The following is a 22,945-nucleotide window of genomic DNA, read 5'->3' on the forward strand; positions in this document are numbered from 1 at the left end:
GTTTCTAATTCGAAATTGAATGAATATCAAGCAGATCATTTTGTTTCTTACTTTAATAGTTTTGTTTATAAAAACGCCAGAAGCAAGAGGTTTCCACAAAGTTATCAAGTAACATTGTTTACTGCTGAAGGTTATGATAAAGCGTATGGTGAAAATCAGGTGCGAAATGCCGGAACCATAACAATTATGGCTAATGAAGATGCACATAAAAATAAAATTCGAGAAACGCCAGGAAAAGAAACTACAGCAGTGGTTAACGATATCGAAAGACAGCCAGAATTTCCAGGAGGAATATTGGAGTTCTACAAATTTATTGGGAAAAATTTTAAATCACCAGCAGATAAAATTGAAGGGAAAATTTTAGTAGAATTTATGATTGAAAAAGACGGTTCGCTTTCAGAATTTCAAGTAGTAAAAGATTTAGGTTTTAGATTAGGCGATGAGGCAATTCGTGTTTTAAAACTTTCTCCAAAATGGAATCCAGGAATTCAAAATGGACAGCCAGTTCGTGTGCTTTATACTTTGCCAATAACAATTCAAAGTAGCAAAGAGACAAAGTAACAAAGTAACAAAGGCTATTGGAAAGATTCCAGCTAACGCTGGACTTTGTAGAATAATAATATTTGGCTAAAGCCTTTTTATATTAGCATTTGAAAATCTCCAGCTAAAGCTGGAGGCAACTCAATTTTATTGAGAAGCATAAAACCTTTGTCACTCTGTTACTTTGCACCTTTGTCCCTTAAAAGAAAAAAAATCCGCTTCTTGATGGGAGAAGCGGATAAAATTAAAAACTAATTAAAAAAAAATTCTAAAAATAAACATGCAGATCCAGACTAGAACAAATCTGGATTGTATCCAAAATAAGGTACATTTTGTTCGTTAAAAATGACCCCATATTCTTCTAACTCCTTCAAAATTGGTTCGTAAACTTCCTTTTTAATCGGAAGCTGAACGCCTGGAGTTGTGATTTTTCCGTTTAAGATTAATAAAGTAGCAATCGCAACCGGAAGCCCAACAGTTTTTGCCATTGCAGTATACGTTTGGTCTTCGCCAATACAAACCATTTTAGAATCTATTTGCTTCTTTTCGCCATTCAGTTCGTAACCAAATTTATGATACATCACGATCATATCTTTGTCCTCAGGTTCAAGAGCCCAGCTGTCGGTCAAGATTTTTTCCAAGATTTGAGCAGGAGTAGCATTTGGCAGATTTACTTTTTTGTTTGGGTTAAATAAATCCAATTCCAAAAGCTTGTCCCACATAATATCGTCCTGATCGATTTTTAAGATCAATCGAGTTTTAATTTCGACAGAATCTGTTGGATGATACGGAAGGAAAGAATTGATAAACTGACGATAACTCATATTTTCTGACCCCTCTAAAATATAGCTATCATCAGTCATTCCAAGCTGTACAAACATATTCCAAGCGCGAGAATACCCCACTCTTCTAATTGTACCTCTATATAAAGTAAGAATATCATCTAAACCATAAACCGAACGATATTTAAGAGAATCGCGGTTAGAATACGCTTCAAATTTTCCGTAGCCTTCTACTTCTAAAAATTCGGTTCTGCGAAACAAAGCGCTATACGGAATATATTTATAAGTGCCTTCCTGAATAAACTTCGCAGCACCGCCTTGACCCGCCAAAACTACATTTCTTGGCGCCCAAGTAAATTTGTAGTTCCATAAATTATTGTCAGATTCAGGAGCTACAAGTCCGCCGCAGAAAGATTCAAACAAAAGCATTTTACCGCCTTTCGATCTGATTTCGTCAATAACTTTCATGGCGCTCATATGATCGATTCCTGGATCAAGACCAATTTCGTTCATGAAAATCAGATTGTTTTGAATGGCTTCTTCGTTTAAAGCCTGCATAGCGTCACTAATATAAGATGCTGTAACAAGGTGTTTTTTAAATTCAAGGCAATCTTTCGCAATTTCAATATGCAGATGCGCAGGAAGCATCGAAATGACTATTGATGCATTTGCAATAGCTTTTTTTCTTTCGTCGGCATTAAAAATATCTAAGGCAAGCGGAGTGGCATTTGGATGATCTTGTGTTTTTGCTTTCGCAAGATTCAATGAAAGGTCAGCCACCGTTAAATGCAGTTTTTCTTCATTAGATTTTGATAATAAATAGCGAATCAAAGAAGATGCAGATCTTCCTGCTCCAAATATTAAAATGTTTCTCATGTCTTAAATATTTAACACAAATATATTTAAATGTTATAAATATAACAATTCAAATTAAAGAAAATAAAATTATTTTTTTCGCAAAACCCAAAAAATAATCTGATTTTGTTCTAAATAATCTAGAAACAAAGACGGTTTTTCAGTTCGTTTGAAGTATTTTTGTTTGAAATTTCAAAAGAGATATATTATGAAAAGAAGAATCATTTTAACTGGAGCTTTTATTGGTATGTTGGCTATTATTTTGGGTGCTTTTGGTGCTCATTTATTGAAAAAATATCTGTCGGTTGACCAATTAAATACTTTTGAAGTTGGTGTTCGTTACCAAATGTACCACGCTCTTTTTCTTCTTTTTTTATCAACGCAAAAAGACCTTGCAGAAAAGACCTTAAAAACGATCTATAATTTGGTAGTGGCTGGCGTTTTGCTTTTCAGCGGTTCAATCTATTTATTGGCAACAAAAGACTACACTTTGTTCGAATCTAAAATTATCGTATTCGCAACACCTTTGGGTGGTTTCTTATTAATTATTGCTTGGACGCTATTATTCTTTACGATTTTGAAGAGAAAATCATAAAATCCCGAAAAAAAAATTCTGTCTAAGAATTAATCTTTAATTTTGTCACATAAATAACATATAACTTTATTTGTGTGACTTTTTTGTATTTTCTCTTGTTAAACAAAAATAATATAACAAAATCACTTAATAGGTTGTAATTAAACAAATTAGAAGCGGTTATTTTTTTCTTTTTGTAATTTTTAAAGTGAAATTTCTCTTTTTTCGTATAAATCAAAGTGAAATTTAAGTATTTTGAAAGAAATAAAAATTAATCTGTAATTTTGCTTTAAACAAAAAATCACACACAACTTAAAAATTTATGGACACTAATACAGTTTTCGCGCAATCGATTTCGTTAAAAGAGTTAGGAATTGAAAATGCAAAAGTTCGTTATCAACTATCTGCAGATGAATTACATGCGATTACTTTGCAGTCAGGTCAAGGTGTTGAGAATTCTACCGGAGCGTTAGCGATTAATACAGGTGAATTTACAGGTCGTTCTCCACAAGATCGTTTTATCGTAAAAGACGATATTACTAAAGATCAAGTTTGGTGGGGAAATGTAAATATCCCATTTGAGCCCCAAGCTTTTAAAAAGCTTTATAATAAGGTAACAGCATTTTTATCAAACAAAGAAGTTTTTGTTCGCGATTCTTATGTGTGCTCTGATCCAAATTATAGATTGAATGTTCGTGTTGTAACAGAAACAGCTTGGTCAAATTTGTTTTGCTACAATATGTTCTTACGCCCAGAAGCTTCAGAACTGGCAAACTTTACTCCAGAATGGACAGTAGTTTGTGCTCCAAGTTTTATGGCAGATCCTGCTGTAGACGGAACACGCCAGTCTAATTTTGCTATTTTAGATTTTACTAGAAAAATTGCTTTAATTGGTGGAACAGGTTATACTGGAGAAATGAAAAAAGGAATTTTCTCTGCATTAAACTTTATTCTTCCAGTTTTCAAAAATACACTTCCAATGCACTGTAGCGCCAATGTTGGTGAAGCAGGAGACACAGCAATCTTCTTCGGATTGTCTGGTACAGGAAAAACAACTTTATCTGCAGATCCAGAACGTAAATTAATCGGAGACGATGAGCACGGCTGGACAAATGAAAACACTGTTTTCAATTTTGAAGGCGGATGCTATGCAAAAGTTATTAATTTAACAGAAGAAAATGAACCAGACATTTTTAGAGCAATCAAAAAAGGAGCGCTTTTAGAAAATGTGGTTTTCAAAGCAGGAACAAACGTTGTTGATTTTGATGATGTTTCTATCACACAAAACACTCGTGTAAGTTACCCAATTACGCATATTGATAATGTACAGCCAGGTTTGGTTGGACACAATCCAAAAAATATATTTTTCTTAACGGCTGATTCTTTCGGAATTTTGCCTCCAATCTCAAGATTGACTCCAGGTCAGGCGGCTTACCACTTTATTTCTGGATATACAGCAAAAGTTGCTGGAACAGAAGCGGGTGTAACTGAGCCTCAACCAAACTTCTCTGCTTGTTTTGGAGCGCCATTTATGCCTTTGCACCCAACTCGCTATGCTGAAATGTTAAGCAAGAAAATGAAAGATGCGGGAGTAAAAGTTTGGTTAATTAACACAGGATGGACTGGTGGAGCTTACGGAACAGGAAGCCGTATGAAGTTGAAATATACTCGTGCTATGATTACTGCAGCATTAAAAGGAGAATTGAATGATGTAGCGTTTAAAAATCATGATGTATTTGGAATTGAAATTCCTCAAGATTGTCCAAATGTGCCAAACGAGATTTTGAATCCTAGAAATACTTGGGAAGACAAAGATTTATACGATAAAAAAGCGTTAGAATTAGCTCATAAATTCAAAGCTAATTTTGCCAAATTTGAAGAGTTTGCAAATGCTGAAATCTTAGCAGGTGCACCAATTACAGAATAAAAGGAATTATTTAATTCAAAATAAAAAAGCTTCAGAGAAATCTGAAGCTTTTTTTGTTAACGACGAATATTTAAAAAGAATATTTTTCTTACAATTAAATAAAATTTTTGTATATTAGAGGTATATTTAAATGTAATATTTTATTGCTTAAATACCACTTCTCATTATTGATTAAAGTTAGAAATATTATTTCGTGATAGCTTAATCAATACCTATATAAATATGAGTTTTTTAGCAAAGCTAGAATTAGACAATGAAGCATTTAATGTTTTAGAGTTTGAGATCCATTTTACCCAACAGACAGACAGTAATGGCAAACCAGCAAGCAAGACAAAAGGTGGTCAGATTAAACTTGTTGTTGAAAGCACGCAAACCGATTTATTTTCGGACTGGATGGTTTCTAAAACCAGTGTAAAAGACGGCAAAATTATTTTTTATCGCAGAGATGCTATGAGCACGATGAAAAATGTTGCCTTTAAAAAAGCCTACTGCATTTCTTTCAGAAAAAAGTTTCAGAGTGAGGGAGCTTCCCCTATGACAACTGAAATTCTGCTTACTTCAAATGAAGTTAAAATTGGCAATACCACATTTGAGAGCAATTGGAAAACAGATAACCTTTAATCCAGCTGCATCATGGCTTTGCAAACTATTACCACAATAAAAATTGGACAGACTGTAATCACCAATTTTACCAGCTTAAAAGTCGTGCAGAAAATTCACGACCATCATACTTTTTCTCTAGAAGTGCGACAGGATTTCTTAGTAGAAGAGTTTAAGAGTATTATGCCTGTTTCTCAGCAGTTATATGGCGAGAGAATAAGCATTGAGATAAAACCCATTGATGGGCTTAATGACCCGCTCATTCTTGCAGACCCTAAAAATTATGTCATGCAGTTTTATGGCATAGTTGCAGGCGTCAGCATGAAAAAATCTTGCATTGACGATATCGAAGAAAGTTTTTTGATAGAAGGATACAGCACTTCTTTTCTGCTGGAAAACGCACCAGAATCTAACTCCTTTACGGCAATGACGCTGAGTGATATTGTAAACAGAGTAAAAACGGGTTATAATATTGATATGCAGGTGAGACCCTTTTATGATGAAATTATCGCCTATACCGTACAATATAACGAAAGCTGTTTTGCTTTTTTAAACCGTCTGGCAATGCGCTACGGGCAATATTTTTATGATAACGGCAGGGTTTTAATTTTTGGAGATTCAGGCGGTGTCATCCAGCCTCACCTGATTTATGGAATAAATATGCAGGAGTTTAAGTATAGTATTAAATTAATGCCCACTTCCTTTACAGTTATAGAAAATGATAATCGTGATGGAAGTTCTAGCACGGATGGTACAATAAATTACAGAAAAGAGCTTGATGGCTTTCATCAAAATTTCATCAATAAGTCTAATGCTGTTTACAGTAAAAAAACGGTAATGCAGCTCAATCAGAATGCTGTTGGCGGGCATGGAAGCAGTACAAGTAAAGTATATGCCCAGAATAAAATGCGTGCTGTATTAAGCGGTTTGATGGAAATTGTCGCATCAAGTGAAGTGCCAGGCATCACAGTAGGAAATAATGTTAAAATAAGCGGAGTTGATAAACAACACGAAAGCTATTATCGCGTAACCGAAATTGTGCATACCTGCGACGACGGTGGTGGCTATGAAAACCATTTTAAAGCAGTAAATACAAGCGACGCGGTATTTTCGCCTAAAACAAATCCTGATTTATTGCCTTATTGCAGCAGCCAGACTGCAGTGGTAACTGCCAACGCACACCCTGACGGGCTTAGTGCAGTAAAAGTACAGATGCCATGGCAGAAAATTAAAGGCGAGACAACGCCGTATATACCAATGGTACAAAAATATGGAGGCGAAGGCAAAGGCTCACATTGGATTCCCGAGATTGGAGATACTGTATTTGTGGATTTTCAGGGCAATAATGCCGAACTGCCAATTGTAGTTGGAACTATGACCAGCCGAAAAGAAAAAAGCGGTTATGTCACTGAAAATAATGATATTAAGGCGCTCCACACCCGAAGCAACAATCTTTTATTGATGAACGATGCACAGGGAAGCATATTATTGCAGGACTCTGCGAAAAGCTTTTTAGAATTTGACGGCAAGCGTAGAATTGAATTAAATACAGATGTTTTTGAAATTAATGTAAAAAGACTAATCATAAATGCATCGCAGAGTACAGAAATTACTACAAACGATTATGTACTTAATGCGTTAAGCCGTATTTACGTTTTAAGTAAAACCATGCAGCAAAAAATATCAGGTTTTATGAACCTGTTTAGCGGTACAGCACTTATAAACAGCAATGACAAAATAGATATTGAAGCAAAAGTAACCAAACTGCATGGTAAAGAAAAGGCTCTTTTACATTCAGATAAAGAAGCGGTTGTAAACAGTACAGGAACCGCAAAAATGCATGGTGCAGAAGGAAACAGTCTTACTAATACTGCAAAAGAGATAGAAGCATCGCCTACAGATTCTATAGCGCTGGCGGTTGTTTATTTTAGACCGCTCTCCACTTGGAAAGGTGAGTTTGGATTTGACTGGCTAAGAGAAAAAGATAATGGATTAGCTGATCCAAATGATCCTGCTTATGACAGTATTATTGAGGGAGGATATAAGGACGGTCTAAGCAACTTAACATCGGGAGCTAGTGGAACGGCATATGCACAGTTAAAAACTGAGTACGAAAATATTCCTATTACCAGAAAACCAATTCCTGCTGGTATTAATTCCCCTGCAACAATGCCTTCTCCAGATTATTTTGTCCCTTATCTTACTTTGTTTTCTGAGGAATTTATAAGTTTAATGCCTGCTACAGTAATTAATAAGCCAACATATCAAGCAGATTTAAAAATATTAGTTGATATAGAAGAAGAAATTGACAAATTAGAATTTGATTATGATAGTACGTTGTTTATTATTGATAAAATAACTCTTCAAGATAAAAGTAAAACAACAGGTTTGGTGAATTCTGCTGACAACACTATAAAAATTAAATGCCTTAAAGATTTAGATAGTGATAAAGAAATTAGAATTTATGTTTATCCAAAAGGAAGTACCGTAAAAACATCTGCGGAACAATTACTTGAACGGAAGTTGGCAGGAAAAATAATAGTACTTAGAAATGACAGCACCGCTAGAAAAAATCAAAAATTTGTTTTAGTGCCTGTAAAAACTAGTATAGCTAGCTTGAGAGTAAAAACTGGGTCGGCATCTCCAATTGAACAAAAGAGATTGCAACAAGGATTATATCAATGTTTAATTACAAGTGAAATTTATACTGGATTACCTTTGGATTTAACTGGAGATTCAAAATTTAAGGTACTAACTAATCCGTCAGGAAATCAAATTTATGGGGAATATATTTTTAATAATATAAGTGGTAGTACACAGCATACAGGGGGTAATATAAATGAAGATAAAACAGGTATATTTGATTATATAAGAAATTTATATATAAATCAGAATCCACAGTATACAGACTGCTATACTATATTTTGCTTTGATGAAAATACGTATGATAGTTTTGACAATCCTTTTACTGGTAGGGCAGCGGCAGTACCTGGCCAAGTGCAAGATGTCAATATTAAAAATGTTTTTTTATTTAACGGAATTCGAGGAGCAATAAGGAACGACGATACAATTACACATGAGGGGCTTCATGGTTTAGGATTGTATCATACGCATCTAGATAGTACACCTATTTTAGAATCAAATATAAAATACGTTTTTGCTAATGGAAATATAAATTTAGCGAACTCTACAGATAATTTTATGAGCTATGGGTCAAAAGTAAAAAAATCAACTTGGAAATGGCAATGGAATATAGTTCGAAGTAATGTTTAAATAAAAAATATGAAACAATTTGCATTAGCAGTAATCTTTTTACTTATTCTAAATACTTGTAAAGCTCAAGAAAGAAATAGTAAAATTAATTTGAAAACAATGAAAACATTTGATATAAAAAAATTTGAAGAAAATAAAGGGAAGCAGGGTTTTGCGAATGAATACCGTTATATACTAGCGAATAAACTTAATGTAAGAGAATTGGATATTACAAGTAATGCAACGCAAAATATTAAGACCTACCAACGAGAAGTTACCAAAGAGTTTGATCCAAACCAATCCGTTTATAACTATTATAAAACTGGAAATATTAGAGAAGAAATTTTATTATTTAATGATTCAGAGATCAAAATTCTTAATTATGATGAATCTGGAAAATTAGTAAATGAAATAAATTTTGATACAATATTCAAGCATTCATTTAAAGAAATTCGAGACATTGTTTTGAAGGAAAAAAACGTTGACATTTATGATACCAGACAAGCTACCGCTTTAAGACATGATACACCTGATGCAGTAATCAAAAAATATTATCAAATTCATGTAATTAAGAGTGAGCTAATAGACGGACAGTGGTATGCTCAACCTAATTATAGTTTTATTATTGATGATGCAACAGGTAAAGAATGGGATCCGAAAGTAGAAGCAGAAAACAATGCCTATTTCAAAACCTATAAAGGCAAAGACTACACCAAAAAAGAATGGGAAATTTTTGAAGAAGAGTGGCATAAAAACTATATGGAAAACAAAAACAAAGGTTTTTGGGATGATATATTTAAAAAGTCAGGAGAAAAGTAATGTCGTTAATAAATGAAAAAGTGATATTTTATAAACACAAAAAAATGAAAAATTTAATTTTTTTAATACTATTGATTTGTGCTTTTTTGGTTTCTTTTAAACCAAATAATTCAAAAAAAAGTCAAACTTGTTTTGATCATTATTTTGCGAACTCTAAAAATAGATGGAGCGATAAAGAAAAATTTGGTAAATGGATTGAAAAGGAAGATACGGTAATTTTTACTTTAGGTTATTTCAGAGGAGATTGTTGTGGTAGTATTCCTGAACCTCAAAAAATGTATGCTGAAATAGTTAATGATACTATTTATTATGATTATAGAAATGAAATAGATCCTGATTGTGATAGCAGTATTGGAATTTGCGGTGCCGTAATTGATTTTGTAATAAATAAAAATAAGTATCCTAATTATAAAAATTTTACATGGAAGTACAGAAAAAAGCCTCAAAACGATTATTAAATTAACTTTATAAAGGTAAAATATGAATAATGTTTTTATTGTCTTGTTGTTGTTCGCTAGTTTTATCATGAAAGGGCAAAATATTAGAGGGAAATCTTTTGTTGCCCAAACAGCTGTCTCATGTATAGAATTGTTAGATGATGGAGGATGTTCAATATATCAATACTGCTATTTACAATTTGAAAAGGAATATGTTGATGTATTTTTTAAATCTGTATGGTATTGTTCTCCAAAAGAGAAAGAATCAGCATATAATAATTCCAATCCCAAAGTACATAGATATAAGTGGAAGAAAAAAAGGAAAACTATTATTATAAAAGATTTTAATGATTATGGTAGTTTAAAAATAGAAGAAGGAAAATTGGTAGGAACAAAAGAAAGGAATTACAAAGAGTTTGTTCCAATAGAATTTAAAGAAGAACCATGCCAGAAAAAATAACAGAAACAGCAATTTTGTTTTGCAATAAAGGAGCAAAACCAAGCGAGCTTAAAGTGACGAGCCAGGATTTTTGTATGGCAGAAAACAAGTTAATTGCTACAGAAAATGACAAGCAAGCCGAAATTAATATCCCTAATTTTAGTGCTTGCAGCATTACGAGAAGCAAATGCAATCCTGCTGTAATTAAATGGGAGAATACAGCAGAAAAAGATACAATTAATAGTTATAAAATTCTTACTGATAAATCTACTTGCCAATGTAGTATTGGGGGAGAAATTTCAGTTCAGTTTAAAGGATATAGTGAAAAACATAATCTTGATTGAAAGAAATTGCATTAAATCATTTTATGTATTAAATTTAAAAAAGTGTTCAAAATAAAAAAGCTGTTCAGAAATGAACAGCTTTTTTTAGTTGGTTTCCAATCGCAGTAAAAAAAATAGACACTGAACACGGGACTGCGACTGAAAACCTTGAAACTTTATTTTTTAGCGTCGTTTATGCGTTTCTGAATTAAATCCCAAGCATAATAGTGGAAAGTCATTCCGTTGCTCATCGCTACAAAAAGTCCGTTTTTATATTTTGGACCTAAGTTTACGCTTGTAACATCTGCACCATCACATTCAATTGTAGAAGTTGGAACTTCCGCCAACAAAGGATGATTGTTCGGGTTTCCTTTTGCACCTTCTCTCGGATAAACCATAAAAGAATTTGCCTGCTGGTTAGACACTAAAATATATCCGGTAGAATCTGTTTTTTTGTAAATAGCAATTCCTTCATGATCTGCTTTGAAATCTTTCTGACCGAAGAAAGCCAATTCTTTATTGTCATTTAAAGCAGGATCTGCTTTGTATTTTCTAATTCCAGCTTGCTCATCACAATAGTACACGAAACCTAATTCGTTATCGACAGCAATTGCTTCAATTTCTTTTTTACCGCTGTAAGTTCCGAATTTGCGAACTACTTTTGCAGCAGCGAATTTTCCATTTCCAGAAAGTTCATATTGCCATAAATAACTTCCAGAAGGACCCGTTTTTCTTCCCACAATAGCAAAAATCTTTCCATCGCGTGGGCGAGTATATAAAGCAACTCCCATTGGATCGCGTTGCGTTTCTCCTTCAAAAACAGGAATTCCGCCGTTATCAATTGGCTCTAAATCAGGTAAGCTGAAAATTCTGATTTTGTTTTCTTCACGCTCTGTCGTAACGGCTACATCTACTTTTTTTCCGTCAATAATTAATCCGTAAGCGATATCAACATTGTTTGGACGCTTTAACGGAATTGATTTTTTAAGGATTTTTCCATTTAAATCAAAAGCATACAAACCGCCATCTGTGTCTTTGTCTGTTCCCACAATAATACTTTTTGAAGCATCAGTTGGATTAATCCAGATTGAAGGATCGTCTGTATCGTGAGGCAAAGCTTCTGTAACCGCTGTTGGTTTTACGGCATTCGGCTGAATTGGAGCTAAAGTATCTTTTTTGCAAGCTGTAAAGGATAAGCTTAAAAGTAAAAAAGCAATTAAAGATGTATTTTTCATTTGTGTTATATATTTTTAATGCAATTAGACAGAGCGCTAAACTCTGTCTAATTTAAGAATTTTAAAAAAGTGCAGATTACAAGTCTAGTTTCAATCCGAAATTGTAACGTGGCTGGTAATATTCAGCTTGTTTGGTATGTGCAGCCACTCCTTGGTAGTAACGTAACGGCTGATTTGTTAGGTTATTTGCCTCTGCAAAAAAGCGAAGTTTTGGAGTGATTTTATAAGAAGCATTGGCATCTAAGAAAAACTGCTTGTCATAGTAACTGTCTTTGTAAGATTCAGAACCTAATTCATCTAAATAATCAGATGTAAAGTTAGTTGAGATTCTAGCAGAGAAATGTTTGTTTTCCCAAGATAAAGATCCGTTAAACATATGAGGCGTTGTCCCTGGAAGACTGATATTTTTTCTTTCATTTCCATCTTCGTCAGCAATCCCGCTTGCTTTAGATTTTGTGTAAGTATAGTTTAAATAGATACCAAATCCTTTTAAGAATTTACCCGGAAGAAAATCTAACTGACGCTGAAAAGCAACTTCAAACCCATAAACATCGACATTTTCTCCATTTCTTGATTGTAAAAATGACCAGTTTTCTCCCGCTGGAATTGGGTTTTCCTGATTAGGGAAATCTGCAGCAAATTTTTCAGCAGTATATTGGTTATCGCTGTAGTTGTAAATAAAATCATTTAATCTTTTGTAGAAAACACCTCCAGAAATTAAACCAACAGATTTGAAATAGTTCTCTGCCATGAAATCATAATTGTATGAATAAGTAGCATTAAGATCTGGATTTCCTGCCGTGATTTCTTTATCTGCAGCAATATTATTTACATAAGGAGCTAATGCATAATAGTTTGGTCTTGCCAATGCTGTTGTAGCAGCAGCTCTTAAAATTAGATCTTTTGTTGCATTGTATTGTAGCGAAATACTTGGCAATAAATTAGTGTAAGAGTTGGTATTATTGATTTTACTTTCTAATTCTTCTTCGTCTAATACACGGTTTCCTGTATAATCGATATGAGTATTTTCAACACGGAAACCTAAAACCATAGAAAGTTTATCGTTAAAATCCTGATCCCATCTAACGTAAGCAGCAGTAATTCTTTCTTTAGCGTTATAATTTACGGCCAAATATTCTGCTGGATCAGCTTCTTTTTCGAATAAAGTTGCATTGTTTAAGTCTAAACTTCCTAAGAAAGAAGCCGAAGCAAAAGTTCCTGGCACATATTTGCTTCCTGGATTAAAATCTTTTCCGTCAAAATAAGACGTTGGAACTTGCGATAATAATTCCATATCATCGTTCAGCGGAGTATAAGAATAGAAATTATTGTTTCTTTCTTTTTCTTTCAAACGAAGTCTAAGCCCCGTTCTCAACCTTCCTTTTTCACCAGCAATAACAGAGAAAGGGAAACGTATATTTACTTTTGCGCCAAATTCGCTTTCGCTAGTTTCGTCTGTATTTTCGGTAACAGAATCAAATTTAAATTCGTCAACAGACTCGCCAACAGTTGTCATTAAAGGAAATCTGATGTCTGATAAATCTTCAAACATTTCTAGACCTTTTTGGCGGTATTCGATATAACGCTCACCTGGGCGGTATTCTCTTGCTTTTGCATAGTTAGCAGACCAATCTAAATCTAATGTCGAATTGATTAAATGCTCTCCGCGAATAGAATAGTTTTGTACTCTTTGATCTTCTAATCTTCTGTTTTTATTTCTGTTATTGTCTAAACCCCCTTTTGTCTGACGTTTTACACGCCCTTCAAAACCAACAATTTCTTCACCATTATAAAGAGGCTCGATATCATCGTAAGTGGTTCTAAAACGGTTTTCTCTATCATCTCTCCAATTGTAAATTGCGTTGGCAAAAATCGTGTTATTGTCATTGAATTTGTAATCTAAAGCAACAGAAGCACTGCGACGGATACGCTGTACATCATATTTTCTAATTTCAGATGCTTGTAAATACTCATTTCCAAAATCATCTTTTACCCATTCGTTCTCGATGTTATCAGAACCATAATCTACATTATTGTATGATCCGCTGAAAACAGCGCCTAATTTATTATCAAAAAAGCGATTTCCATAAACTAAACCAGCAGTATAAGAAGCGTGGTCACGAATTGGCAAATATCCTCCAGCAAGTGTTGCAGAGATTCTTTCGCCGTTTGGAGTTGCTCTGGTAATCAAGTTTACAGAACCTCCAATCGCGTCAGCATCCATGTCTGAAGTCAATGTTTTATTTACTTCGATAGTTGAAATCATATCAGATGGAATTAAGTCCATTTGTACGTTTCTGTTGTCTCCTTCAGCAGACGGAATACGGTCACCATTTAAAGTAACAGAGTTCAAAGACGGAGCCAAACCTCTAATAATGATGTTACGAGCTTCACCTTGGTCATTCTGCATTGTGATACCTGGAACACGTTTTAAAGCATCTCCCACGTTAGCATCTGGAAAACGTCCCATTTGATCAGAAGAAATTACGTTTCCGATATTTTTGTTGTTTTTCTGCTGGTTTAACGCTTTTGCCTGACCTTTTAAGATGTCTCCAACAACAACTTCTTTTAGTTCGTTTTGAGAAGCTTTAAGCGCAAAGTCAATTACATTGTTCTTTCCTTGCTCCACTTTTATTTCTTGAGTTAAAGCAGTATATCCAATATATTTTACTTCAACTTTGTAAATTCCTTCATTAATATTTAATAACTCGAAACGACCGTTATAGTCAGAAACAGTATATTTTTTCTCGCCTACAATTTGAACCATAGCTCCAGGAAGAGGCAGTTTGTCATCGGCGTCTAATATCTTTCCAGATATAATCGCTTTCTGAGCAAAACCTGTAAAGGCGAATAAAAAGAATGCGGTTAATAGATAAAATTTCTTCATTGTGTGTGTTTAGTTTGATTTTCGATTGCGAAGCTAAAACCCCTGTATTACTAAAGCCTTGAAAAAAAATTAACATAGTGTTATGATTGTCCATTGAAATTTGAAATTTATTAATGTTTAAATAACACTAAAGCTGACAAATAATTGATTCACAATTAAAAAGAAAAACAATAATTTGACTGTATTTGAAAATTTGGCGTTAAATTTGCCGTATCAATCACAATCAAAAATCATCAATCATGTTAAAACAATTTTTTATCCTATGTTCAGGAGTCGATAGAGACCTCTTGAAAGACTGTTCAGAAGGAGAACAAACCAAATATGTTGGTATTGGTGCCACAGTTTTCTTTACAGCAGTTATGGCTTTCTTGGCCAGTGCGTATGCACTTTTTACCGTTTTTGATTCTATTTATCCCGCTCTGATTTTTGGATTTGTATGGAGTTTGCTGATTTTTAATCTGGATCGTTTTATTGTTTCTACGATTAAAAAAAGAGATCGTTTTTTGGATGAATTCCTGCAGGCAACTCCCCGTATTGCTTTGGCTATTATTATTGCGATTGTAATTTCGAAACCTTTGGAGATTAAAATCTTTGAAAAAGAAATCAATACCGTTTTATTGAAAGAAAAAAATGAAATGGAATTGGCCAATAAAAAACAAATTGGAACTTATTTCAAGACAGATTTAGATAAAAATAAAGCCGAAATAGCTGCTTTAAAAGCTGATATTGTAAAGAAAGAAAAAGAAGTAAACGCTTTATATTCAACTTACATTACAGAAGCAGAGGGAACTGCTGGAACTAAAAAATTAGGAAAAGGTCCAGTTTATAAAGAAAAACGTGAAAAACACGATGCCGCTCTTAAAGAGTTTGAAACTTTAAAAAAGACAAACGAAGCTAAAATTGCTGAAAAAGAAAAAGCAGGCGTACAGCTTCAAGCCGATTTAGATAAAAAAGTTTCGCAAACCCAACCCATTATTGAAGGTTTCGATGGATTAATGGCGCGAATTAATGCTTTGAATAAACTGCCTTGGCTGCCTTCATTTTTCATTATGCTGTTGTTTTTGGCAATCGAAACTTCACCAATTATTGCCAAATTATTGGCGCCAAAAGGAGAATTCGATTTCAAACAAGAAGAAGCCGAAACTGCAATGAAAGCTACTTTGGCACAAAATAAATACCAACGCGATTTATTAGTGAAAACCAGTGCCGAAATGCACGATAAAGTTTACGCTGACATCTCAGAAGACAAAGGATTATTTGATTTACAGCGAAAAAATGCAAAAGAATTGCTGGAACTGCAATCGCATAAATTTGTAGAAAAACAGAAGGCGACTTTGTAAATGAGTACAAAGTGCAAAGTTTAAATACAAAGCCCGAAATAGAATCTCTATTTCGGGTCTTTTTTATTTTATAAGTCAATAATCTTTGTACTTTGTACTCAGAACTTTGTACTTTTAAACTACATATAACTTAAAATCTCTTTTTTATAAGCATCATATTCTCCTTGCATAATCAAACCATTATCAAGAAGTTTTTTGTAATTCTGTAATTTATCGAAAAGTTCTTCTTTAGATAAATCGCTCAATTTACGTTCTCCTGCTGGCTGAGTCGGAAGCGGTTCATAAGTTTCTGTAACAGCCGGCGCTGCAGGTAAAATTTCTGCAAAGCTTGTTACTTCTTCTGTTTCAACTTCTTCAATTTCCTCTGCTTCTTCTTCAAAAACAGGTTCAGCAGTTTCCTGAATTGGAGTTGCTGTTTGAACAGGATTTTTCAATAAATCCAATTGTTCTTTAGCATAAGTATAAATTTTTCTAGCCTGAATTTTCGGAATATAATCAATAGAAACAGCTAAATCTGTTTTAGTGCCAAATGAAAATTCAGAACCTAAAATGTTCTCTTTTACAAAAGTACTCGCAATATCATCCCAAGTATAATCGGTAAAATCCATAGAAAGACCTAAATTTTTAGGCTTGCAGATAATAATACGCTTGTTAGTTAATACAATGCTGTCTGGAAAAACAGTAATAGCAGGTTTCTTTTGCACTGCGATGTATCCAACTTCTTCGCCTTTCATCAATAAATCGTTAAGTTTAGAAGTGATTTTTTCAATCGCTTTTGGATCTTGTTCTTCGTTCAGAAATTTTTTAAATTGTTCTTTCATTTTTTTAAGGTTCTAAGTCGCTGAGTTTTTCACTGATGCTACAAATGTAATGCCTAATTTTATAATTAGATAATTTCGCTCTGAATTTTCTTTGTTAAGCTTTTGAAAACTAATTCATACGAATGGTCTATGAGCTCTTTTACAAATTTATCTGCTAAGTTTCCGTTTAGGGCTATCGTATTCCAATGCACTTTGCTCATATGATATCCAGGTTGAATTTCGTCATACTCAGCTCTCAGTTCTTGTGCGCGGTCTGGATCACATTTTAAATTGACAGATTGTTCGTTTTTTTCCCATTGAGAAAGCGAAGACAAAGCAAACATTTTTCCGCCGACTTTAAAGACCAATGTATCTTCGTCAAAAGGAAAATGCTCACTGACGCCTTTTTTCGAAAGACAATATTCGTAAAACGTTTCTAAATTCATAACTGTTTATTTACTAATTTCACCCAAATGTGTGTATTTAAAGCCTTTTTCATATTTAAGGCCATAACCAAAAACACGATCCATAGCCGAATGCGAAAATAGAATAATTCCTGTTAATTGAATGCTTTCAATACTTAAATAACATCCAATGGCATAAATTAAAAGTGCAACTCCTTTAAGATGAAAGATATTATAAGCAAAAGCACCAATTTTGTTTCCGAAAACATATCCAATCATCGATAAATCAGGAGCCAAGATCAAAACCAGAAACCACCACCATTCATAGCTTAAGCGGTTAAAAAGAAATATTCCGAGAATAAATAAAGCGGCTTCTTCGAGTTTTAAGACTGTTTTCATTTGACTATTTTTTCCATCATCTTTTCAGGATGATTCAGTTTTGTAAATCCGAATTTCTCGTATAAAAAGTGAGCGTCAGTGGTTGCCAATCGCCAGATTTTGACTTCTTCGAGTTGAGGCTCATTCATCATCGTTTCGATTAAAATGGATGAATATCCTTTTCCGCGGTGTTCTTCGGTAATAAAAACATCCATTAAATAAGCAAAAACAACATAATCGGTTATAACGCGCGCAAAACCAATTTGTTTGCCATCCAAATAAATTCCGAAACAAACCGAAGCATCAATGGTACGTTGCACTTCTTCTATAGTTCGTCCCGCAGCCCAATAAATATCTTTTAAAAAGTTCTGTATAAACGGAACATCGAGTTTTGTTTTGTCAGTTGATACTGTTATCATTAAGGGATGTTTTTTAACCACAAATTACACAAATTTTCACAAATTATTTTTTAAGATTAAAGTTTACAAATGATTAAATCTGTATAAATCTTTTTATCCCGATAGCTATTGGGAGTGGCAAAATAAAAAAAGAAATTCGCGAAAATTTGTGTAATTTGTGGTTGATTTTAAATTTTGTATAGTATTGGTTTCGATGGACTAGCGTCATTTTCAAACGAAGCGATTTGAAGATTTAGTATATAATTTCCATCTTCAATTTCGTCTGAAACATAAATCATTTCGGTGATTGTGGCATTAAATCTTGCATCAGGATTTAAATTATGAGTGTCTTTCACATTCCAAAACGCTTTATGAGCCAATAATTTCCCTTCGTCATGTTCTTTGTCTACACTTGGAAGATCAATTAATAAATGCTGAATTTCGCTTTCGCGGATGAAAATCGCAGCATCTTCAGACAAATACGGCGGATTCGTATTCGAATATTTTCTTGATTTTTTTTCCAGCTGATTTGGAAGCGTTCTGATAATTAATGCTTCCGTTTTTTCAGTGATTAAACTCGCAATTTGCTCTTTCGTAATCACAAAATCTTCTCCAATTTTTTCAGGTTCAACCGTAATCAATTTAGCAAAAAAGAAAAACTGTTTTAAGGATTGATTGATGCTGTAAAAATCATTTGTAATATGTCCTAAACATTCCGTATGCGTTCCATGTCCATGCGGATTAAAGAAAATATTATTGAAATTCGTAGATGATTTTCCTTCCGAAACTTTCCCAATCCAGTCGCCAAAAATGACCGGTTCAATTGACGGTTTTTCGATGTACCAAGCAATCGGGTTTTCGTCTGTATTGGTTAATGGAATGGAGATATCGATTGGTTTAGATAAGTCGATTTCGAAGTTGTTGATTTTTGCTAACACAAATTTGGATTTTATGCCGCAAAGACGCTAGGTCACAAAGTTTAATAATTTTGAGCCTTTGTGCCTTCGTGGCTAATTTTATTCTTCCAAATTTAGATAAAATAAATCTGAAGCAATTCCATCCGTTAAAAATTTTCCTTTAAGGGTTGGTTTTAGGATATTGTTATCAATCGAAAGCAAATCATCATTTAAGAATTTTTGAGATTGTTCTAGTAAATAATTCAAATATTCTGAACCATATTCCTTTTCAATTCGATCTAAAGAAACGCCCCAAATCGTTCGCAATCCAGTCATAATATATTCATTGTAACGATCTGAAATGGTTAAAACTTCAGTTTCAATAGGAAGTTCATCATTTTGAATTGCTTTTAAATACAAAGAATTATTAGCAATATTCCAGCCTCTTTTTTCGCCGTCATAACTATGCGCCGAAGGTCCTATTCCGATGTATTTTTTACCTAGCCAGTAAGCCGAATTGTTTTTGGAGAAATAGTTTTCTTTTCCGAAATTCGATAATTCGTAATGAATAAAACCATTTTTTTGAAGCATTTCAACCAGAATCATAAAATGGTTGGATGCGACTTCATCTTGAGGTTCAGCAATTTTTCCAGTCTGAATTAATTTGCTTAAAGCTGTTTTCGGTTCAACCGTCAAAGCATAACTAGAAATATGCGGAATACCAAAATCCAGAGCAGTTTGAATATTTTGTCTCCACATTTCATCGCTCATTCCTGGAATTCCATATATCAAATCGAGTGAAATATTATCAAAATATTTTGTCGCTTCTTCCAAACATTTTTTGGCTTCCGCCGAATTATGAGCGCGATTCATCATTTTCAAATCATCTTCATAAAAAGACTGAATTCCAATGCTTAATCGGTTTATCGGACTTTTGGATAACTCTAAAATACGTTCCGCCGACAAATCATCTGGGTTAGCTTCAAGTGTAATTTCTGGATTTTCGACAACTTTATAATTTTTGTAAACTTCAGAAATTAAAAAGTTTATTTCGTCATTATTTAAAACAGAAGGCGTTCCCCCGCCAAAGTATATCGTTTCAATGATATTGTCATTCTGAGCGGAGTCGAAGGGTATTCGCATACCAATTTCTTTAGCCAAAGCCAAAACCATCTCGTCTTTCTTTTTCATCGAAGTCGAAAAATGAAAGTCGCAGTAATGGCAAGCTTGTTTGCAAAAAGGAATATGGATGTAGATACCGCTCATTTTTTTAGTTTTCAGTCTCAGTTTTCGGTCTCAATCTCAGCTGTAAACTGTGACTGTGACTGAAAACTACTTTTTAATTCGATCTTCGTTTTGTTTCACAAAAGCATCCCAACCCGAATAACTTTTCCCAGCAACGACTTTTCCAGAATTGAAGTGATGGCAAACTGCAGCTGCCAAACCGTCTGTTGAATCGAGATTTTTTGGTAATTCTTTTAAACCTAAAAGCTGTTGGAGCATTTTGGCAACTTGTTCTTTACTTGCATTTCCGTTTCCGGTAATCGCCATTTTTATCTTTTTAGGCTCATACTCTGTAATAGGAATGCCTCTTGAAAGTCCCGCAGCCATTGCAACGCCTTGCGCGCGACCTAATTTCAGCATAGATTGCACGTTTTTTCCGAAGAAAGGTGCTTCAATCGCAATTTCGTCTGGGCAATGCGTCTCGATTAATTCGATAGTTCGCTCAAAAATGATTCTTAGTTTTTGGTAATGATTATCGTATTTGGAAAGTTGCAATTCGTTTAACTGCAGAAATTCCATTTTTTTATTGATTACTTTAATCAATCCGAAACCCATAATTGTGGTTCCAGGGTCAATACCTAATATGATGCGTTCTTGTGTCAATTTTTTTTGTTTCAGGTTTGAAGTTTCAAGTTTTTTGAAAATCAAACAATTCATTTTCTCATTTTCAAATTGCCACATTTTCAAATTGATTACTTTTGCGGCATGATTTCAATTCCTCACAAAGCTAAGCAATTCCTAGTTCTTCTGGCCAAACTTTTGATTGTTGGCGGCGCATTTTATTTTATTTACAATCAGCTGGCTAACAACGACAAATTAGATTGGCAGAAGTTTATTGTCTTGTTCAAGAAAAACCAGTCGGTTTTAGGGATTTCTTTTATTCTTCTTTTGAGTGTTTTGAATCGTTATTTTGAGATTTTAAAATGGCAGAATCTTGCGCAGGTTATTCATAAAATATCAGTTTACGAAGCCACAAAACAGGTTTTAGCGGCATTAACAGCTGGAATTTTTACGCCAAATGGAGTAGGTGAGTATGCTGGAAAAGCATTGTATTATGCAAAATCTGAAGCCAAGAGAGTTGTTTTTTTAAACCTGATTTGCAACGGAATCCAAATGATTCTAACCATCATTTTTGGAATTTTCGGATTATTGTATTTTAACGCTGAATTTAATGTAATTACAACTAAAACAGTCCTGATTCTCTTTGGCGGATTTATGCTGATTTTGATTCTGTTATTCTCCATTAAAAAGATAAAAGTAAAAGGCTATTCGATTGAAAAACTGATTCATAAAATCAACGAAATTCCGAAATCGGTTCATCAGAAAAATATCTTTTTGGGAATCTGCCGCTATTTGGTTTTTTCGCATCAATATTACTTTTTGTTTTTAGGTTTTGATGTCGATCTTCCTTATTTGACTTTAATGGCTGCGATTACTTCGGTTTACTTTTTAGCTTCGTCATTGCCAACTTTTCAATTTTTAGACTTTGCCGTAAAAGGAAGCGTTGCGATATATTTCTTCGGAATTTTGGGTGTTAACGAATGGATTGTAATTTTCATCAGCACTTTAATGTGGTTTTTAAATGTCGTGTTGCCAGTAGTTTTAGGAAGTTATTTTGTACTGAATTTTAAAACTAAAACAGCAGAATGACATTGATATTATTCAGCATATTAGCAATTTATATTGTTAGCATTTTTTTGCTGATTTATGGTTTTTTTAAAGTGAAGAAATATCAAAAAACAGATTTAAAACCGCAAACAAGTTTTACGATTATAGTTCCATTTCGAAATGAAAAAGAAAATCTGCCTATACTTTTAGAGAGTTTTTCAAACTTAAATTATCCGAGAGATTTATTTGAAGTGATTTTGGTTGATGATTCTTCAAATGAAAAGTTTCAGGTTTCAAGTTTCAGGTTTCAAGTTTCGATAATCGATAATATTCGGATTTCAAATTCTCCAAAAAAGGACGCGATTACAACTGCAATGCAACATGTAAAAACCGATTGGGTTATTACCACAGATGCTGATTGCATTGTTCTGAAAAATTGGCTTTTGGCCTTTGATAATTACATTCAGGAGAACAAAGTTTCGATGTTAGCTGGTGCTGTAAGGTATCAATGTGAAAATTCTTTTTTAGATCATTTTCAGCAATTAGACTTGACAAGTTTGCAAGGTGCAACCATTGGAAGTTTCGGAATCAATAAAGGTTTTATGTGCAATGGAGCTAATTTTGCCTATACGAAATCATTATTCGAAAAACTGAATGGCTTTGATGGAAACGAAAAAATCGCTAGCGGAGATGATGTTTTTTTACTGCAGAAAGCAATTGAAAAATTTCCAAAAGAAGTTCAGTATCTAAAAGCTGACGAAGCAATTGTCGTTACAAAACCAACCGAAAACTGGAAATCATTATTTTATCAAAGAGTGCGCTGGGCGGCCAAAACAACATCATATAAAAGCACTTTTGGTAAATTTCTCGGGTTGATTGTTTTTTTCGGAAATTTGAGTTTTGTTTTTGGATTTTTCTTTCTTCTTTTCGGAATTTGGTCTTATCCGATTTTTGGTCTTTTTGCTTTTTTTAAGTTTGCAATCGATTATGTTTTGCTTTCAATAACGAATCAATTTTTGACTAAAACTAGAATAAAAAGTCTTTTGTTGAGTAGTTTGTTGTATCCTTTTTTTAGCTCAACAGTAGCCCTATATAGTTTGTTTGGCTCTTATGAATGGAAAGATCGTCAGTTTAAAAAATAATTTCTTTTGAAATAGAGTTCCTTAG

General features: G+C 33.6%; 22 protein-coding genes. 12 read left to right on the forward strand and 10 right to left on the reverse strand.

What is annotated here, in order from left to right; all coding sequences use genetic code 11:
- The first annotated feature begins 15 nt into the window (after positions 1-15).
- Positions 16-561 (forward strand): energy transducer TonB, encoded by a 546-nt coding sequence (locus FF52_RS23195; RefSeq protein WP_008466357.1) that lies wholly within the window; start codon positions 16-18, stop codon positions 559-561.
- 272 nt (positions 562-833) lie between these two features.
- On the opposite strand, the gene FF52_RS13695 is transcribed toward FF52_RS23195, so the two are convergent.
- Positions 834-2,198: a saccharopine dehydrogenase family protein gene (locus FF52_RS13695; protein ID WP_008466359.1), complete on the reverse strand. Its 1,365-nt coding sequence runs from the start codon at positions 2,196-2,198 to the stop codon at positions 834-836.
- Positions 2,199-2,385: 187 nt separating this feature from the next.
- On the opposite strand from FF52_RS13695, the gene FF52_RS13700 reads away from it, so the two are divergent.
- From FF52_RS13700 to FF52_RS13735, 8 genes are all read left to right on the forward strand, one after another.
- A complete protein-coding gene (locus FF52_RS13700) occupies positions 2,386-2,772 on the forward strand; it encodes a DUF423 domain-containing protein (protein ID WP_008466361.1) in 387 nt (128 codons plus the stop codon).
- Between the two features lie 301 nt (positions 2,773-3,073).
- Positions 3,074-4,678 carry a phosphoenolpyruvate carboxykinase (ATP) gene (gene pckA, locus FF52_RS13705; RefSeq protein WP_008466363.1) on the forward strand — a complete coding sequence of 535 codons (1,605 nt, stop codon included), beginning with the start codon at positions 3,074-3,076 and terminating at the stop codon, positions 4,676-4,678.
- Positions 4,679-4,900: 222 nt separating this feature from the next.
- On the forward strand, positions 4,901-5,299 hold the full coding sequence (tssD, locus tag FF52_RS13710; RefSeq protein ID WP_008466364.1) for a type VI secretion system tube protein TssD: 399 nt from the start codon (positions 4,901-4,903) through the stop codon (positions 5,297-5,299).
- Between the two features lie 12 nt (positions 5,300-5,311).
- Complete coding sequence (locus FF52_RS13715) at positions 5,312-8,551, forward strand: phage baseplate assembly protein V (protein WP_008466366.1); 3,240 nt, start codon at positions 5,312-5,314, stop codon at positions 8,549-8,551.
- Positions 8,552-8,560: 9 nt separating this feature from the next.
- Entirely contained in the window at positions 8,561-9,349 is a 789-nt protein-coding gene (locus FF52_RS13720; protein WP_008466369.1) for a hypothetical protein, read from the forward strand.
- Between the two features lie 44 nt (positions 9,350-9,393).
- Complete coding sequence (locus FF52_RS13725; RefSeq protein WP_085949282.1) at positions 9,394-9,807, forward strand: hypothetical protein; 414 nt, start codon at positions 9,394-9,396, stop codon at positions 9,805-9,807.
- Between the two features lie 22 nt (positions 9,808-9,829).
- Complete coding sequence (locus FF52_RS13730) at positions 9,830-10,246, forward strand: hypothetical protein (protein WP_008466373.1); 417 nt, start codon at positions 9,830-9,832, stop codon at positions 10,244-10,246.
- Positions 10,231-10,569: a DUF4280 domain-containing protein gene (locus FF52_RS13735; protein WP_008466376.1), complete on the forward strand. Its 339-nt coding sequence runs from the start codon at positions 10,231-10,233 to the stop codon at positions 10,567-10,569. The genes FF52_RS13730 and FF52_RS13735 overlap by 16 nt, the downstream gene beginning before the upstream one ends.
- 155 nt (positions 10,570-10,724) lie before the next feature.
- On the opposite strand, the gene FF52_RS13740 is transcribed toward FF52_RS13735, so the two are convergent.
- Entirely contained in the window at positions 10,725-11,783 is a 1,059-nt protein-coding gene (locus FF52_RS13740) for a phytase (RefSeq protein ID WP_008466377.1), read from the reverse strand.
- Between the two features lie 76 nt (positions 11,784-11,859).
- Positions 11,860-14,670: a TonB-dependent receptor gene (locus tag FF52_RS13745; RefSeq protein WP_008466379.1), complete on the reverse strand. Its 2,811-nt coding sequence runs from the start codon at positions 14,668-14,670 to the stop codon at positions 11,860-11,862.
- Between the two features lie 239 nt (positions 14,671-14,909).
- Between FF52_RS13745 and FF52_RS13750 the strand changes: the two genes are divergently transcribed.
- Positions 14,910-16,010, forward strand: a complete 1,101-nt coding sequence (locus FF52_RS13750) for a DUF4407 domain-containing protein (RefSeq protein ID WP_008466381.1) — start codon at positions 14,910-14,912, stop codon at positions 16,008-16,010.
- Between the two features lie 119 nt (positions 16,011-16,129).
- Here FF52_RS13750 and FF52_RS13755 read toward each other — a convergent pair whose 3' ends face one another.
- From FF52_RS13755 to ruvC, 7 genes are all read right to left on the reverse strand, one after another.
- Positions 16,130-16,831, reverse strand: coding sequence for a PH domain-containing protein (locus FF52_RS13755; protein WP_008466384.1), 702 nt, complete (start codon positions 16,829-16,831; stop codon positions 16,130-16,132).
- Between the two features lie 65 nt (positions 16,832-16,896).
- The gene (locus FF52_RS13760; protein WP_008466385.1) at positions 16,897-17,256 is read right to left on the reverse strand and encodes an MmcQ/YjbR family DNA-binding protein; all 360 of its coding nucleotides are present in this window, start codon (positions 17,254-17,256) and stop codon (positions 16,897-16,899) included.
- Between the two features lie 6 nt (positions 17,257-17,262).
- Entirely contained in the window at positions 17,263-17,613 is a 351-nt protein-coding gene (locus FF52_RS13765; RefSeq protein WP_008466386.1) for a DUF4260 domain-containing protein, read from the reverse strand.
- Positions 17,610-18,011, reverse strand: a complete 402-nt coding sequence (locus FF52_RS13770; protein WP_008466389.1) for a GNAT family N-acetyltransferase — start codon at positions 18,009-18,011, stop codon at positions 17,610-17,612. The genes FF52_RS13765 and FF52_RS13770 overlap by 4 nt, the downstream gene beginning before the upstream one ends.
- 167 nt (positions 18,012-18,178) lie before the next feature.
- Complete coding sequence (locus FF52_RS13775) at positions 18,179-18,928, reverse strand: cyclase family protein (protein WP_008466390.1); 750 nt, start codon at positions 18,926-18,928, stop codon at positions 18,179-18,181.
- A 78-nt stretch (positions 18,929-19,006) separates the two neighbouring features.
- Positions 19,007-20,152 (reverse strand): radical SAM family heme chaperone HemW, encoded by a 1,146-nt coding sequence (gene hemW / locus FF52_RS13780; RefSeq protein WP_008466392.1) that lies wholly within the window; start codon positions 20,150-20,152, stop codon positions 19,007-19,009.
- A 66-nt stretch (positions 20,153-20,218) separates the two neighbouring features.
- Positions 20,219-20,773, reverse strand: coding sequence for a crossover junction endodeoxyribonuclease RuvC (gene ruvC, locus FF52_RS13785; protein WP_008466394.1), 555 nt, complete (start codon positions 20,771-20,773; stop codon positions 20,219-20,221).
- Between the two features lie 102 nt (positions 20,774-20,875).
- Between ruvC and FF52_RS13790 the strand changes: the two genes are divergently transcribed.
- The gene (locus FF52_RS13790) at positions 20,876-21,820 is read left to right on the forward strand and encodes a lysylphosphatidylglycerol synthase domain-containing protein (RefSeq protein WP_008466396.1); all 945 of its coding nucleotides are present in this window, start codon (positions 20,876-20,878) and stop codon (positions 21,818-21,820) included.
- Positions 21,817-22,920 (forward strand): glycosyltransferase family 2 protein, encoded by a 1,104-nt coding sequence (locus FF52_RS13795; protein WP_008466399.1) that lies wholly within the window; start codon positions 21,817-21,819, stop codon positions 22,918-22,920. The genes FF52_RS13790 and FF52_RS13795 overlap by 4 nt, the downstream gene beginning before the upstream one ends.
- Positions 22,921-22,945: the final 25 nt, after the last annotated feature.

The sequence above is a fragment of the Flavobacterium sp. F52 genome, assembly GCF_000278705.1.
Lineage (GTDB): Bacteria > Bacteroidota > Bacteroidia > Flavobacteriales > Flavobacteriaceae > Flavobacterium > Flavobacterium anhuiense.

Coding starts and splice junctions, on each gene's coding strand:
- FF52_RS13755 (WP_008466384.1), bottom strand. CDS start 16,831: ATGAAAGAACAATTTAAAAAATTTCTGAACGAAGAACAAGATCCAAAA.
- FF52_RS13730 (WP_008466373.1), top strand. CDS start 9,830: ATGAATAATGTTTTTATTGTCTTGTTGTTGTTCGCTAGTTTTATCATG.
- FF52_RS13750 (WP_008466381.1), top strand. CDS start 14,910: ATGTTAAAACAATTTTTTATCCTATGTTCAGGAGTCGATAGAGACCTC.
- FF52_RS13795 (WP_008466399.1), top strand. CDS start 21,817: ATGACATTGATATTATTCAGCATATTAGCAATTTATATTGTTAGCATT.
- FF52_RS13745 (WP_008466379.1), bottom strand. CDS start 14,670: ATGAAGAAATTTTATCTATTAACCGCATTCTTTTTATTCGCCTTTACA.
- FF52_RS13720 (WP_008466369.1), top strand. CDS start 8,561: ATGAAACAATTTGCATTAGCAGTAATCTTTTTACTTATTCTAAATACT.
- pckA (WP_008466363.1), top strand. CDS start 3,074: ATGGACACTAATACAGTTTTCGCGCAATCGATTTCGTTAAAAGAGTTA.
- FF52_RS13770 (WP_008466389.1), bottom strand. CDS start 18,011: ATGATAACAGTATCAACTGACAAAACAAAACTCGATGTTCCGTTTATA.
- FF52_RS13740 (WP_008466377.1), bottom strand. CDS start 11,783: ATGAAAAATACATCTTTAATTGCTTTTTTACTTTTAAGCTTATCCTTT.
- FF52_RS13715 (WP_008466366.1), top strand. CDS start 5,312: ATGGCTTTGCAAACTATTACCACAATAAAAATTGGACAGACTGTAATC.
- FF52_RS13695 (WP_008466359.1), bottom strand. CDS start 2,198: ATGAGAAACATTTTAATATTTGGAGCAGGAAGATCTGCATCTTCTTTG.
- FF52_RS13725 (WP_085949282.1), top strand. CDS start 9,394: ATGAAAAATTTAATTTTTTTAATACTATTGATTTGTGCTTTTTTGGTT.
- FF52_RS13790 (WP_008466396.1), top strand. CDS start 20,876: ATGATTTCAATTCCTCACAAAGCTAAGCAATTCCTAGTTCTTCTGGCC.
- FF52_RS13700 (WP_008466361.1), top strand. CDS start 2,386: ATGAAAAGAAGAATCATTTTAACTGGAGCTTTTATTGGTATGTTGGCT.
- FF52_RS13735 (WP_008466376.1), top strand. CDS start 10,231: ATGCCAGAAAAAATAACAGAAACAGCAATTTTGTTTTGCAATAAAGGA.
- FF52_RS13760 (WP_008466385.1), bottom strand. CDS start 17,256: ATGAATTTAGAAACGTTTTACGAATATTGTCTTTCGAAAAAAGGCGTC.
- tssD (WP_008466364.1), top strand. CDS start 4,901: ATGAGTTTTTTAGCAAAGCTAGAATTAGACAATGAAGCATTTAATGTT.
- hemW (WP_008466392.1), bottom strand. CDS start 20,152: ATGAGCGGTATCTACATCCATATTCCTTTTTGCAAACAAGCTTGCCAT.
- FF52_RS13765 (WP_008466386.1), bottom strand. CDS start 17,613: ATGAAAACAGTCTTAAAACTCGAAGAAGCCGCTTTATTTATTCTCGGA.